The following is a 14433-nucleotide window of genomic DNA, read 5'->3' as shown; positions in this document are numbered from 1 at the left end:
CCGGGGCCGAACCCGCCCCGTCCGTTCCCTCCCCGCAACGCGCCCCCGGTCGAAGGCAGTCATGAGCAGCATCGCAGTGCACGGTGGTCCCGCACCGCACGCAGCGGTCCGTGACGCCGTCGAGTGGGGGCGCGTCGTCGTCGCCTCCCTTGCCCGCGGCGTCGTCGCGACGCTGCTCGGCCTCGCGCTCTGGGCGGCTGCGCCGGCGCTCATCGGCTGGCAGCCCACCACCGTGATGACCGGCTCGATGGAGCCGCGGATCGTCCCCGGTGACGTGGTCGTCTCACGGCCGGTCGGCTCGGGCGAGATCGCCATGGGCAAGGTCCTGCTCGCCGACGACCCGGACCAGGCGGACCACATGCGCATGCACCGGTACGTGCAGGACGGCTCCCGCGGCACCATGGTCACGAAGGGTGACGCCAACCCGCAGCAGGACTCGACGCCGATCGAGCGCTCCGCGGTGCACGGCATCGCCTTCCTGCGCATCCCGTTCATCGGCGCACCGATCCGGTGGATCAGCGCCGGCGAGTGGGGCCTGGTCGCGATGCTCGCACTCGGCCTGACCGCGGTGCTCGCGCTCTGCACCATCGACGGGTCGCTCCGGCGGCTCGTCGACGCAGACGACGCCGACGACGCGGCCGACGGCCCCGACGACGCGGCCGGTCCGGACGGCGCGACCGGGCCGGCAGACGGTACCGACGGCGGCCTGGAGGCGCCCGACGGCGCCGCCACGGGCCTCCCGTCCGCTGCGTCCACCGTCCTCACCCGTCGCGCCCTGCGTCGACGGGTCCGTCGCAGGCGGCGGCTGCGCCGCCTCGGCGGGGGCGCAGCGGTGCTCGTGCTCGCCGCGGCGGCCGGCGTGCTGCTGCCCGGGACGGCGGACGCGGCCCCGTGGTCGCGGACCACCGTCGCACCGACCGCGAACTTCACGGCGGGCACGGCGACCGGTGTGCCCACCCTGACCTGCGTGCCGGCCGGGTCGAACACGGTGACGATCGCCTGGACCTACGACAACGGTGCGACCGTGCCGGTGTCGTTCGACCTGATGAACGGCACGACGCTGGTGGCCAGCACGACGCTCGCCGGGGCCCGTTCGATGGTCTACGGGGGCGCCGGACTCCTGAACCTCGGCACGACGTACACGCTCAACCTCCGCACGAACCTCGGCAACAACTGGACGGCGACGAGCACGCCGACCGTCAAGGTGAAGGTCGTCGCGGTCCTGGGCATGGCATCCGCGAGCTGTGTGACCACCTGAGCCGTCCACAGGGCACCGCGGCGTGCCCCTGGATGTCCCCGGACGGCGTTACCGTGGCCGCATGCGCATCCTGCACACCGGCGACTGGCACCTCGGCCGCACACTGCTGGGTGCGGACCTGCTCGAGCACCAGGCCGCGTTCACCGACTGGCTCGTCGACCTCGCCCGCGAGCGCGCCGTCGACCTCGTCGTCATCGCCGGTGACGTCTACGACCGTGCGATCCCGCCCGTCGACGCCGTCCGCATGCTCTCGCGCGTGCTCGAGCGGCTCGCCGAGACCACCACGGTGGTGCTCACCCCGGGCAACCACGACTCCGCTGCTCGGCTCGGCTTCGGCGCCGGGGTGATGGGGCAGCGCGTGCGCATCCTCGCCGAGCCCGCGCACGTGGCCGACCCCGTGCTCGTGGCCGACGACGACGGCCCGGTGGCCGTGTACGGCATCCCGTACCTGCACCCCGACCTCACCCGGTACGCCCTGGCCGCGGTCCCCGACGAACCCCTCGCCCGCTCGCACCACGCCGTCGTCCACGCCGCCACCGAACGGATCCGCACCGACCTCGCGACCCGTGCCGGTACCCGCAGCGTGGTCGTCGCCCACGCGTTCGTCGGGGGTGCCGACCCGAGCGACAGCGAGCAGGACATCCGCGTCGGCGGGGTCGACCGCGTGGCCGAGTCCGTGTTCGACGGCTTCGACTACGTCGCCCTCGGGCACCTGCACGGCCCGCAGCGCGTCGGCGACGACGGCCGGATCCGGTACGCCGGGTCGCCGCTGGCGTTCTCGTTCGGCGAGCGGCACCAGCGGAAGTCCGTGACCATCGCCGAGCTCGACGGGGCCGGTGCCGTCACCGTCGAACTCGTCCCGACACCGGTCCCGCGGCGACTGGTCGACGTCCGGGGCAGCATCGACGCCATCGAGTCCGGGGCCTTCCGGGCCGACGCCGACGCCTGGGTCCGCGTCGCGGTGACCGACACCGTGCACCCCGAGCGCATGTACGCCCGGGTGAAGGACCACTTCCCGCACGCCCTGGCGATCACCCACGAACCGGCGGACCGACCGGCCGCCACCGCCGCACGGGCCGTGACCGCGACGTCCGACCCGGTCGAGGTCGCCGGCGACTTCGTGGCCTTCGCCACCGGCGGGGCACCCGACGACGACGAACGGGCCGTGCTGACCGAGGCGTACGAGGCCGCGGCGCTCGCCCTGCAGCGCGAGGGGGACCGCTGATGTACCTGCACCGACTCGAACTCCGCGCCATCGGCCCGTACCCCGACCTCGTGACCATCGACTTCGCGGCGCTCGCCGCCTCCGGTGTGTTCCTGCTTGAAGGGCCGACCGGCTCCGGCAAGTCGACGATCATCGACGCGGTCGTGTTCGCCCTGTACGGCGGCCTCGCCGGGTCCGACGCCAGCTCCGACCGGCTGCACAGCCAGCACGCCGACCCCGCGGTCGAGCCGTTCGTCGAGCTCGTGTTCGAGACCGGCGCCGGCACCTACCGGGTGCGACGCACGCCGCAGTACGACCGTCCGAAGCAGCGGGGGACCGGCACGGTGAAGCAGCAGGCGTCCGTGCAGCTGTTCCGGCTCGCAGCGCCGGACGACGTCGTCGGTGAACCGATGTCGTCCCGCATCCCCGAGGCCGCGGTCGAGATCGCCCGGATCGTCGGGCTCGACCGCGCGCAGTTCCTGCAGACCGTGGTGCTGCCGCAGGGCGAGTTCGCCCGGTTCCTCCGATCCCCGGGGGAAGACCGCCGGAAGCTCCTGCAGTCACTGTTCGGCACCCAGGTCTACGACCGCACCGCCGACGAACTCGCCGCCCGCCGCCGGGCCGTGCAGGCCGAGGTCGACGGGGCCGACGACCGTGTCCGCGACGCCCTGGCCCGGTTCGCCCAGGCGGCCGGTCTCGACGACGCCGACGAGACCGTCGTCCCCGGCACGGTTGTGTCCCTGCGTGCCACGGCCGACGCAGCCGGGGCAGCACGGACGGCTGTCGCTGCCGCCGCGACGGCGGCGACCGAGCACGAACGGTCGGTGACGGCGCGTGCGGCCGCCCTCGAGCGCCGATCGGCACTGCTGCGGCGACAGGCGCTCCTGGACGACGACGCTCCCGCGATCCAACGTGCACGGACCGCGGTGGCGACGGCGGAGCGCGCCGCCCGGGTCGCGGCGGTGGCCGACGGTCTCGACGCCGCGATCGCGCGTGCCGACGACACCGCAGCGGCAGCCTCCCGCCTGCGTGACGAGCACGAGCTCGACACCGTCGACGCTGAGCAGGTCGTCCGGCGCCGCGACACGCTGACCGACGCGCTGTCCGGCGTCCGGCACCTCGTCGCGGTCGAGGCCGAGGCGGACGCCCGGCGCACCGCGATCGCCGATGCCACCGCGACCGCAGCACGGCTCACCGACGACCTCGCCGCCCTCGACACCGCGCTCGAAGCCCGGCCGGCGGAACGCGCACGGATCGTCGAGGCCGCCCGGTCCGCGTCGACGACCGCTGCCGACGCGGACGCCGCGGCGCACGAGGTCGCTCGCGTGCAGTCGCTCCGCGCCGACCTGGCCGCCCGCGACCGCGCCGAGCACCGCGTGGCCCAGGCCGAGCGGGTCGTGGCCGGTGCCCGACGCCGCGCGACCGATGCGCTCGACGCTGAACGCACCCTGCGCGAGCGCCGGATCGCGGGGCTCGCCGGTGAGCTCGGCGCCGCACTCACCCCCGGTGATCCGTGTCCGGTCTGCGGATCGACCGCGCACCCGTCGGTGGCCGCGCCGCAGGACGACCACCCGACCATCGGCGCGGTGGAGTCCGCGGGCGACGCCACACGGCTGGCCGACCAGCAGCTCGCCGACGCCGCAGCCGAGCTGGCGGTCGAGCGTGCGGAGCACCTGCGGCTGACCGAGGTGGTCGGCGCCGTCGACACCGTCGCCCTCGACGCCATGTCGGTCGCCGCCGACGAGCGGGTCCGTGCGGCGCACGACGCAGCGGCACTCGTGCTCGAGCACGAGCGCGAGCGGACGGCGCACGACTCCGCGACCCGGGCGCTCGAGCGTGAGCGGAACGACCTCGACGCTCGGCGCACCGTGCTCGCATCGACCACGGCCTCGGACGCCGAGCGGCTCGAGGCCGACCTGCGATCGGTGCAGGAAGCGATCGAGCGGCTCGGTGCACTGCTCGACGGTGACAGTGACAGCGCTGGCTCGTCGGGCTCGCTCCGCGTCGTCGTCGACGAGCTCGACGCTCGGCTGACGGTGCTCCGCGCCCTCGCCGATGCCGACGACCGCGCAGCGGCTGCCGCCCGTGCCCGTGACGAGCGGAACACCGAGGTCGCCCGGGTTTTGGACGAGCAGGAGTTCCCCGACGTCGCTGCAGCACGAGCGGGCCGGCTCGACCCCCACACCGTGGCACGCTTCCGCAGCAGCATCAGTGCCGCCGACGCCGAACGCGCCGTCGTCCGTGCGGGGCTCGAGGACCCCGCGGTGGTCGCGGCCGCCGACGACGACCCGGAGCAGCTCGACCTGCAGGCGGCGCAGGCCGAGCGGGTCCGGGTGACGGCCGACCTCGACGAGGCCACCCGGCTCGCGGTCACCGCGGCCCACCGTGCCGAGGCCGTCGAGCAGTGTGCGTCCGAGGTCGACCGGACCGTCCGGGCACGACAGGAGACCTCGGCCCGCAGCCGCGCGGTCGTCCGGCTCGCCGACGTCGCCAACGGTGTGGCATCGGTGAACCCGACCGGCATCACGCTCGGCACCTACGTGCTCATGCGTCGCTTCGAGGACGTCGTGGCCGCGGCGAACGACCGGTTGCGCGGCATGCTCGCCGGACGCTTCACGCTCGAGACCTCCGACGAGCGGGAGTCCGGGTCCCGCGCGCGACGGACGGGGCTCGCCCTCGCCGTGCACGACCACACGACCGACACCGTCCGTGATCCCCGCAGCCTGTCCGGCGGCGAGACGTTCACCGTGTCACTGTGCCTGGCGCTCGGGCTCGCCGACGTCGTGCAGGCCGAGGCCGGCGGGGTCTCGCTCGGCACCCTGTTCGTCGACGAGGGGTTCGGCACGCTCGACCCGGAGACTCTCGACGACGTCATCGGGCAGTTGTCCCGGTTGACCGCTGGCGGGCGACAGGTCGGGATCGTCAGCCACGTCGAGGAGCTCAAGCAGCGGATACCCGAGCGGATCGCCGTGCGACGCACCCCGACCGGTGGGTCGAGGGTGACGACCACCGTCTGACAGTTCGCGGCCCGGGGTCGGGTCCCGTCTGGTCCGACGCGGTCTACGGGGTCGGCGTCGGCGTCGACTCCACCGTGCCGTCCGGCGGCGGCAGGATGTCGGCCGCGATCCAGGGGAACACCCACTGGAACAGCACGAAGACGATGGCGACGAGGAGCACGAGCAGCTCGAGCACCTTCAGGGCGGTGGGGCCGGGCAGCAGCCGCCAGACCAGGGGGAAGATCACTTGACGGTCTCCGAGAGTTCCTTCGGGGTGCCCTCGGAAGCGGGCATCCAGTAGTCGAGCTTCGCGTGCGTCACGAACCGTTCGGCCGCGGACCACATCGGGTGGCAGGCGGTCAGCGTGAGCCAGCGGTCCTGGGCGGTCGGTTCCACACCCGGCTTGTTCGGCACCGGCGCGATCGTCTCGATCTTGTCGGGCGTGACGATCTGGCTGTCGGTGACCTTGTAGACGTACCAGACGTCGAACTTCTTCTTCGCGTCGGTGACCCGGACCACGACCGAGTCGCCCTTCTTGAGCTCCGCGATCTGGTTCAGGGGCTTGCCGTAGGTGACACGGTGTCCGGCGACGGCGAAGTTGCCGGGAGCGCCGGGCATCGCGGTGTCCTGGTAGTGCCCGAGTCCGATGGTGTTGAGGACCTTCTCACGATCGGTGCCCTCGCCGATCGGCCGGTTGTAGTCCTTGCCGAACCGGGGGATCTGCATCGTCCCGAACACGTCCGACAACGCCGGGGGTTCGGCGAGCACGGGAGCGGTGCCGCGGTGCTCGGTGCCCTCGACCTTGGGGGTCTTGACCTGGTCGAGGCCCTGCACGAGCTTCGTCTGCTCGTTCACGGCGACCACGTCGGTCCACCAGGCCGTCCACACGACGTACAGGCCGGTGCCGGCGCCCGCGATGATGAGCAACTCGGCGATGAGCGACACGATCGCGCCGCCCACCGTCTGCCGTCTGCGGGGGGATCGCCGGGACCGCGAACCGGCTGCGTCGTCCCGTGCGCTGCGGCGCGTCGGGAGGGTGTCGTTTGCGGTCACGGGGCTCCTGATCGGCTGGGTGGTCGGACAGGTCTATCAGATCACGGCGACAGGTCGGTGACGACCTTCTCCCCACCCCCGTTAACGTGGGGCCCATGGAGTACCGGATCCGCCCCTTCCGCACCGAGGACACCGACGCGGTCGTCGCCCTGTGGGAATCGTGCGGGCTCGTCCGACCCTGGAACGACCCACGCCGCGACATCGCCCGCAAGCTGACCGTCCAGCCCGAGCTCTTCCTGGTCGCCGAGCCCGAGCCCGAGCCCGAGCGCGGCACCGACACCGACGCCGGTGTCGTCGCTGCGGGCATGGCCGGCTTCGACGGGCACCGCGGCTGGGTGAACTACCTCGCCGTGCGCCCGGACCTGCAGGGCTCCGGCCTCGGTCGCACCCTGATGGCCGAGTTCGAGCGGCTCCTGACCGACCTCGGCTGCCCGAAGCTGAACCTGCAGGTGCGTGCCGGCAACGAGCAGGTGCTCGGGTTCTACGCGTCCCTCGGCTACACGGACGACCGCACGGTCTCGCTCGGCAAGCGCCTGATCCCCGACGTCTGACCGCTCACGCCCGTCGCACCGTGCGGGTTCGCTCATCCGGTGCGGCGTTGGCGGCTCGGTGCGGTGCTGCAAGTCCGCACCGGGCGGTCAACCTCGCACGGTTCGAACGACTCGGCACCGTGCCCGGCCCGCCCGGCCCCGCCGCGACCCGCGCGCTACGCCAGCGCCAGCGCCACCGACGCGACGAACGCCAGCACGATGCCGATCCACTGCTGCGCGGTCAACCGCTCCCGCAGTACGACCCCGGCCAGCACCACCGTGCCGATCGGGTAGAGCGCGTTCAGCACGCTCACGACGGGCAGGGTCGCCGGGTCGTCGCTGCTGTGCAGCCCGGCTTGGATGAACACGTTCGCCATCGCGTCGAAGACGCCGCAGGCGGCCACGGTGACGAGCAGCCGTGGACCCCATGCGCGACCCGGTCTACGCCCGGGGGCCGCGGCAGCCCCGTCGGGGCGGGCCGACGTCGGAGCGGGCACCGGGCCTCCCGGCGGCGGCACGACGACCGTCCGGAGCACGACGATGATCGCCGCCGCACCCAGCAGCACTGCCTGCAGCACCCGCGCGACCACGAGGGGTGCGACGCCCGAGTCGGACGGCGTCATGTCGTAGGCCAGCACGATCCCGCCGAAGCCGCACCCGGCGACGGCGGCGGCGACCACCCCGCGGGCGGTCAGCCGCGCGCCCGAGGCGTCCCGCACCACCGCGACCAGGACCACCGCGACGACCGCGACCACGAGCGCGCCGGTGGCCACGGGCGCCAGCACCGTGCCGCGCAGCACCGCGACGAGCACCGGCACGACGGCCGCGAAGACGGCGGTGACGGGGGAGAGCACGCTCATCGGCCCGATCGCGAGTGCCGCGTACAGCAGGAGCACGCCGACGCCGCCGGAGAGCCCCGCGACCGCACCCCAGGCCACGGCCGGCCACGAGAACACGCCTCCGACGACGACCAGCCCGACGAGCAGCGGGAGGATCCCGATCGCGGCGGCCACCGCCGTGACGACGACCGGGCGGACCCGGCGCGAGGCGAGTCCGCCCAGGAAGTCGGCGAACCCGTAGACGACCGCGCCGGACAGGCCGAACAGGACAGTGAGCACGGTTCCCATCCTGCCTGGCCCGGTAGCCTGCGGGACGTGAGTGTTCCCTACCAGCGCCTGCCCCGGATCGACGGACGGTGGAGGTGGTGGCGGCCACTCGTCGCCCTTGCGTTCCTGGTGGGGTGGTACGTCGTGTCGCAGATCGTCATCGCGGTCGCGTACTTCGTCCCGATCGGCGCGACGCAGGGGCCGCAGGCCCTGATCGACCTGCAGGACGACCTGGCCGGTGGCACGCTCGACCCCACCGACCCGCTGATCCTGTCCCTGTCGCTCGTCTCGCTCGTGGTCCTGCTGCCGGGCATCCTGCTCGCGGTGAAGATCGCGCGGATCGGACCGGCCGGCATCCTGTCGTCGACCCGGTTCCGGGTCCGGTGGGCCTGGACGGCATGGTGCCTGCTGCCGACGCTCGTCATCGCCGCGGCGATGTTCGTCCTGCAGACCGGTCTGTTCTGGGACGGCGGGATGATCACGACCGACGGCGGCTTCGCCTGGAACCACGACGCCATCGGGCAGTCGACGGTCTCGCTCGGCACCCTCACCCTGACGATTGTGCTCGTCGTTCTGCTCGTCCCGTTCCAGGGCGCCGCCGAGGAGTACATCTTCCGCGGCTTCCTCATGCAGACGATCGCGTCGTGGATCCCGCGTCGTGTCGGCACGGTCATCGCCGTGGCGGTCTCGACGGTCGTGTTCGCGCTGCTGCACATCCCGAACGGCTACAACGTCTGGGGCATCCTCGACGTCGGCTCGTTCGGCCTGATCGCGGCGATCATCGTCCTGCGGACCGGCGGGCTCGAGGCCACGGTCCTGCAGCACGCGTTCAACAACATCATGATCTTCGTGCTGCAGGCGCCCGGCTGGTCGGCGATCGACCTGACCTCGTCCGACGCGAACGGCACCTGGCAGGGCACGCTCACCACCCTCGTCACGTCGCTCGCCTTCTGGGGCATGGTCGAGTTCCTGGCGTGGTGGCGGGGGCTGGACCGCCGGTTCGCCGGGCACGAGGCGCCCCGGTTCCGCGGTGTGACCCCGGCCTGGGCGGGCGGCGTCCGCTGGACCCGGCCTGGAGGCACGGGCTGGGCGACCACGCCGGCCCGCGCCGACGACGTGGCCGGTACCGACCACCGTGGCGAGTCCGGCACGGACGGTGCTGTGGACAGTGCGGTGGCTGTCGCCGGTCGCCCGTAGGCTCGTGGCATGAGCACCACGCCCGCGCCCGCTGCCGTGCCTGCTCCCGCTGCCGGTTCCGCACCCCGTGCCGCCGCGCTCGAGGTGCTGCACCGCGTGTGGGGCTACGACGACTTCCGCGGCGAGCAGGCCGCCATCATCGACCAGGTGGTGACCGGTGGTGACGCCCTCGTGCTCATGCCGACCGGTGGTGGCAAGTCCCTCTGCTACCAGGTGCCATCGCTCGTCCGCGACGGCGTCGGGGTCGTGGTGTCGCCGCTGATCGCCCTGATGCAGGACCAGGTCGACGCCCTGGCAGCCAACGGCGTCCGGGCCGCGTTCCTCAACTCCACGCAGGGCCCCGACGAACGGTCCCGGGTCGAGCGTGCCGTGGTGCAGGGCGAGGTCGACATGCTCTACCTGGCGCCCGAGCGGCTCCGGCTCGAGTCCACCCGTGCGCTCCTCGACCGGGCGCGCGTCTCGCTGTTCGCCATCGACGAAGCACACTGCGTCGCGCAGTGGGGGCACGACTTCCGCCCGGACTACCTCGAGCTGAGCGTCCTGCACGAGCGGTGGCCGACGGTGCCGCGCATCGCCCTGACCGCCACCGCGACACCGCAGACCCACCGCGAGATCTCCGCACGGCTCGGCCTCGACGACGCGGCACACTTCGTCGCCGACTTCGACCGGCCGAACATCCAGTACCGCATCGAACCGAAGACCGGCGCGCTGCAGCAGCTGCTCACCTTCATCCGCACGGAGTACAGCGGCGACGCCGGCATCGTGTACTGCCTGTCCCGCAACTCGGTGGAGCGCACCGCGACCGCCCTGGCCGAGCAGGGTATCAACGCCCTGCCCTACCACGCGGGCCTCGACGCCCGGGTGCGCGCCCGCAACCAGTCGACGTTCCTGCGCGAGGACGGCGTCGTCATGGTGGCGACGATCGCGTTCGGCATGGGCATCGACAAGCCCGACGTCCGGTTCGTGGCGCACCTCGACCTGCCGAAGTCGGTCGAGGGCTACTACCAGGAGACCGGCCGTGCGGGTCGTGACGGGCTGCCGGCCACCGCGTGGCTCGCGTACGGCCTGAACGACGTCGTGCAGCAGCGGCGGATGATCGACCAGTCCGAGGGCGACGCCGCACACCGCCGGCAGCTCAGCGCCCACCTCGACGCCATGCTCAGCCTGTGCGAGACGATCGAGTGCCGCCGGGTGCGGCTGCTCGCGTACTTCGGGCAGGAGAGCACGGCGTGCGGCAACTGCGACACGTGCATCGCGCCGCCGGAGTCGTGGGACGGCACCGTCCCCGCGCAGAAGCTGCTGTCCACCGTGGTGCGGCTCGAGCGTGAGCGCCGCCAGCGGTACGGCGTCTCGCACCTCGTCGACATCCTGATCGGCAAGCGGTCGCCCCGCGTGCAGGAACTCCAACACGACACGCTGGCGACCTTCGGCATCGGTGCCGACCTGTCCGAGGGCGAGTGGCGTGCCGTCGCACGGCAGGTGCTGGCCCAGGGCTACGCCGCGGTGTCGGGCGACGGCTTCGGCACGGTCGTCCTCAGCCCCACCAGCGCCGACGTCCTGACCGGCAAGGTGCAGGTGCGCATGCGTCGCGACCCGGTCAAGGCGCCGCGGGCCGGCCGCAGCAGCCGACGGACGGTCGTCACCGACATGCCGCAGGAAGCCGTCGGCCTGTTCGAGGCCCTGCGTGCCTGGCGCGCAGCCCAGGCCCGCGAGCAGGGCGTCCCAGCGTACGTGGTGTTCAACGACGCGACGCTCCGGGGCATCTCCGCCGTTCGTCCGGCCGACATCGATCAGCTCGGCGAGATCTCCGGGGTCGGTGCGGCGAAGCTCGAACGGTACGGGCGCGCGGTCCTCGACGTCGTCGCCGCGGCCGACTGAGCCCCTTCCGCCACTGCATGCCGTTCCGGGCATGTGCCTGCCGTGCGCCTCATTACACTCGGTAGCTCGTCACCACGAGGAGGTCCGGTGTCCGGTTCGACGAAGTTCGCCACCGTGCTCAGCCGTGCGGTCGTGACCCCGCTCGCCCGGATGCTGTGGCGCCCGAAGATCATCGGTCGTCGGAACGTCCCGAAGCGCGGTGCGGTGATCCTGGCGAGCAACCACCGCTCCTTCATCGATTCGCCGGCGATCACGTTGATGGCGCCGCGCAAGGTGTCGTTCCTGGCGAAGCAGGAGTACTTCACGGGGACCGGCCTCAAGGGAGCGGTGTCCCGGGCGTTCTTCGGCGGCATCGGCGCCATCGGGGTGGAGCGCGGTGCGGGCGCGGCGGCCCAGCAGGCTCTCGACCTCGGCCTCGCACGGCTGCAGGAGGGCGAGGCGTTCGCGATCTACCCCGAGGGCACGCGGTCGCTCGACGGCCGGATCTACAAGGGCCGCACGGGGGTCGCGTGGCTGGCGTTGACGAGCGGTGCCCCTGTGGTGCCGGTCGCGCTGCGTGGCACCGAGGACGTGCAGCCGGTCGGGTCACGGTTGCCGAAGCTCGCCCGGGTGACGATCGAGTTCGGCCGACCGATCGACCTGTCGTCCTTCGGCGAGGCATCGTCCGGTCGTGCCCGGCGTCATGCGACCGATGCGGTGATGGCGGCGATCCAGGAGCTCAGTGGCCAGGAACCGGCGAACGCCTACAACAACCCGCCCGCGACGATCGTCGAGCGGGTCCGACGAGCACTCCAGCCCGACGACCCGACCGCGGCCGCCGTCGATCCCGACTGAGCGCTTCGACTGTCCGGTCACTATTGCACATCTGAAATATCGATGGTTGAATGGGGGCGTGCCGCTCGGCACGTCCCCATCGCCGGTCGCCCGAGAACGACCAGCCACGAGAACAGATCGGACCGTCCGCAGCATGTCCTCCACCCCGCTCTTCGACTCCATCGCCCAGCGTCGCGATCAGGCCGACGTTCCGTCCACCACTCCTGTACCGGCGCGCGCCGTCGTGACCCCGGTGCCGACCTCGCCGTTGTCCGCGCCCGTCCGTCCGGGTGACTCCACCCTGGTCCCGGCGGCACTCGTCGCCGCGATCGACGAGATCCCGGTGCGGGTGGCGTCGGCCCTGGTGACCGAGGTCACGATCCGCCCTGAGCACCTCGTCCTGGTCGAGACCGTCGCCGACGCGATCACCCGTGCGGTCGTCGACGCCGTCGTGTGCGAGCTGGACCGCATCGCCCGCGACGGCGTCGTCCGCGTCTGACCGGGTCGGCCCCCGCGCGATGACGACCCTCGACGACGGCCTGCCCGGTCGTCCCCGCGGTGCCGAGCGTCGCGCCGCAGCCCGACCGACGGTGTCCCCACGGCGCCGTGCACGACACGGTGCCCACCGGGGCACCCTCCGAGCCGCCGGGGTGGCGGTGTCCCCTCCCGTCACCCCGGCTTCCACCCGAAGAACCCAGAACACCCGAAGAACCCAGAACACCCGAAGAACCCAGAACACCCAGCCCGCCCCGACCGCTGCTCCTGCCCGTCGTCTTCGCGGCCTCGTGTCCATCCGGGTCCGCGCCCGACGGACCCTGCCCGCCGGGGCGGTGACCGCCGTCACGTGCTTGTTCGTGGCGGTCGGCTCGCCGCAGATCGCCGTCGCCGCTCCGGCCCCGTCGGCAGCGACGTCGGCGGTGGTCGGCATGCAGCACTTCGTCGCCGACGGCGCCCCTGGTCCGGCGGCCGACCGCGACGACTTCTCGGTCGGCCGTGCTGCCGCGGCGCTCCGGGTGCCGGGTGGACCGGACCCCACCGGGGGTGCCGTCCGTCCCACGATCGGTTCGGTCCCGGACGCGGGCGGCTTCGGCCGCCGCTGGGTCGCCGGTTGCGCGGCCTGCTCGTCGAACCACCAGGGTGTCGACTTCGCCGCGCCCATCGGCACCCCGGTCGTCGCCGCACTGCCCGGCCGGGTCGTCTCCGCGGGAGCCCTCGGCGGCTACGGCAACCAGGTCCTCCTGCAGCACGCCGACGGCACGGCGACCCGGTACGGGCACCTGTCGGCGATCGACGTCCGACGCGGCCAGGTCCTCGGCGCGGGGGACCGCCTCGGGGCCGTCGGCAACACGGGTGTCTCGACCGGCGCCCACCTGCACTTCGAGGTCATCGTGGCCGGCATCCCCATCGACCCCGCCGCCTGGCTGCAGGCTCGCGGGCTCCTCTGACGGCGTCGGGCGTAGCGTCGGGACGGTCGCGGCACGGTGTCGCGCCAGGACGGAGACGCGCGTGCGAGTGACGGTGTTGGGGACGGGTGCGATGGGTGCCGGCGTGGCGGGATCGCTGCTGCGCGAGGGCCACGAGGTCACGGTCTGGAACCGGAGCGCCGACAAGGCCGCACCCCTCGGTGCCCACGGCGCGACGGTGGCGACCGACCCGGGCAGTGCCGTCGAGCACGCCGAGGTCGTCCTGCTCACCCTGTTCGACACCGACGCGGTCGTCGACGTCCTCGAGCAGGCCGCCGGTGAGGCCCCGACCGACGCCGTGTGGGTGCAGGCCTCGACGATCGGGGTCGACGGCACCGCGACGGTCGTGCAGCTGGGGGAGAAGTACGGCATCACCCTGGTCGAGGCGATGATGCTCGGCACGAAGGCCCCCGCCGAGCAGGGCAAGCTGACGATGCTCGCGGCCGGCCCGGCGGACCTGCTCGACCGTGTCGACCCCGTGCTCGACGCGATCGGTGCAAAGACCGTCCGCGCTGGCGACCACGTGGGCGACGGCACCGCGCTCAAGCTCGCTGCGAACGCCTGGATCGCCTCGATCACCGCGGCGACCGGGCAGTCCCTGGCCCTGGCGGCTGCCCTGGGCCTCGACCCTGCGCTCTTCCTGCAGGCCATCGAGGGCAGCGCGAGCGACTCCGCCTACGCCCACACCAAGGGCGCCGCGATGATCGCTCGGGAGTTCCCCGCGCAGTTCGCTCTCGACGGGCTGCGGAAGGACATCGGACTCATCACCGACGCCGCCCGGACCGCAGGGGTGTCGACGACGCTGCTCGAGGCGCTCGGGCGCGTGTACGCCGACGCCAGTGCGGCCGGGCACGGGGGTGACGACATCGCCGCGGTCGGCACCGCGTTCTGAGGCACAGACGCGCGCAGGTGGAACGACCGATCGGTCAGCCGGC

At 73.0% G+C, this 14433-nt stretch carries 13 protein-coding genes; 10 read left to right on the top strand and 3 right to left on the bottom strand.

Annotated features, from left to right (window positions below; all coding sequences use genetic code 11):
* The first annotated feature begins 61 nt into the window (after positions 1-61).
* The 3 genes from ITJ50_RS08795 (at position 62) to ITJ50_RS08785 (ending at position 5479) form a co-directional block, all read left to right on the top strand.
* Positions 62-1258 carry a S24/S26 family peptidase gene (locus ITJ50_RS08795; protein ID WP_194590323.1) on the top strand — a complete coding sequence of 399 codons (1197 nt, stop codon included), beginning with the start codon at positions 62-64 and terminating at the stop codon, positions 1256-1258.
* Positions 1259-1319: 61 nt separating this feature from the next.
* Complete coding sequence (locus ITJ50_RS08790; RefSeq protein ID WP_017886210.1) at positions 1320-2483, top strand: metallophosphoesterase family protein; 1164 nt, start codon at positions 1320-1322, stop codon at positions 2481-2483.
* On the top strand, positions 2483-5479 hold the full coding sequence (locus ITJ50_RS08785) for an AAA family ATPase (RefSeq protein ID WP_194590322.1): 2997 nt from the start codon (positions 2483-2485) through the stop codon (positions 5477-5479). Before ITJ50_RS08790 ends, ITJ50_RS08785 begins: the two co-directional genes overlap by 1 nt.
* A 43-nt stretch (positions 5480-5522) precedes the next feature.
* On the opposite strand, the gene ITJ50_RS08780 is transcribed toward ITJ50_RS08785, so the two are convergent.
* Together ITJ50_RS08780 and ITJ50_RS08775 are read right to left on the bottom strand one after the other, a co-directional pair.
* Positions 5523-5705 (bottom strand): hypothetical protein, encoded by a 183-nt coding sequence (locus tag ITJ50_RS08780; RefSeq protein WP_017886209.1) that lies wholly within the window; start codon positions 5703-5705, stop codon positions 5523-5525.
* On the bottom strand, positions 5702-6418 hold the full coding sequence (locus ITJ50_RS08775; protein ID WP_017886208.1) for a class E sortase: 717 nt from the start codon (positions 6416-6418) through the stop codon (positions 5702-5704). The genes ITJ50_RS08780 and ITJ50_RS08775 overlap by 4 nt, the downstream gene beginning before the upstream one ends.
* Before the next feature lie 188 nt (positions 6419-6606).
* On the opposite strand from ITJ50_RS08775, the gene ITJ50_RS08770 reads away from it, so the two are divergent.
* Entirely contained in the window at positions 6607-7062 is a 456-nt protein-coding gene (locus ITJ50_RS08770) for a GNAT family acetyltransferase (protein WP_194590321.1), read from the top strand.
* Positions 7063-7217: 155 nt separating this feature from the next.
* On the opposite strand, the gene ITJ50_RS17835 is transcribed toward ITJ50_RS08770, so the two are convergent.
* Entirely contained in the window at positions 7218-8159 is a 942-nt protein-coding gene (locus tag ITJ50_RS17835; protein WP_159557380.1) for an EamA family transporter, read from the bottom strand.
* Between the two features lie 36 nt (positions 8160-8195).
* Here ITJ50_RS17835 and ITJ50_RS17830 point away from each other — a divergent pair, with 36 nt between their 5' ends.
* From ITJ50_RS17830 to ITJ50_RS08735, 6 genes are all read left to right on the top strand, one after another.
* Complete coding sequence (locus ITJ50_RS17830; RefSeq protein WP_194590320.1) at positions 8196-9344, top strand: CPBP family intramembrane glutamic endopeptidase; 1149 nt, start codon at positions 8196-8198, stop codon at positions 9342-9344.
* Between the two features lie 9 nt (positions 9345-9353).
* Positions 9354-11222 carry a DNA helicase RecQ gene (gene recQ, locus ITJ50_RS08755; protein ID WP_194590319.1) on the top strand — a complete coding sequence of 623 codons (1869 nt, stop codon included), beginning with the start codon at positions 9354-9356 and terminating at the stop codon, positions 11220-11222.
* Between the two features lie 87 nt (positions 11223-11309).
* Complete coding sequence (locus ITJ50_RS08750; protein WP_017886202.1) at positions 11310-12056, top strand: lysophospholipid acyltransferase family protein; 747 nt, start codon at positions 11310-11312, stop codon at positions 12054-12056.
* Positions 12057-12189: 133 nt separating this feature from the next.
* Positions 12190-12534 carry a hypothetical protein gene (locus tag ITJ50_RS08745; protein ID WP_017886201.1) on the top strand — a complete coding sequence of 115 codons (345 nt, stop codon included), beginning with the start codon at positions 12190-12192 and terminating at the stop codon, positions 12532-12534.
* Between the two features lie 286 nt (positions 12535-12820).
* Positions 12821-13480: a M23 family metallopeptidase gene (locus tag ITJ50_RS08740; RefSeq protein WP_017886200.1), complete on the top strand. Its 660-nt coding sequence runs from the start codon at positions 12821-12823 to the stop codon at positions 13478-13480.
* 61 nt (positions 13481-13541) lie between these two features.
* The gene (locus ITJ50_RS08735) at positions 13542-14390 is read left to right on the top strand and encodes an NAD(P)-dependent oxidoreductase (RefSeq protein ID WP_262160445.1); all 849 of its coding nucleotides are present in this window, start codon (positions 13542-13544) and stop codon (positions 14388-14390) included.
* The last annotated feature ends 43 nt before the right edge of the window (positions 14391-14433 follow it).

The organism is Curtobacterium sp. VKM Ac-2889 (assembly GCF_015350855.1).
Taxonomy (GTDB): Bacteria; Actinomycetota; Actinomycetes; order Actinomycetales; family Microbacteriaceae; genus Curtobacterium; species Curtobacterium poinsettiae.
Note: the sequence above shows the minus strand (reverse complement) of the source record. Positions and strands in the feature narration are given on the sequence as shown.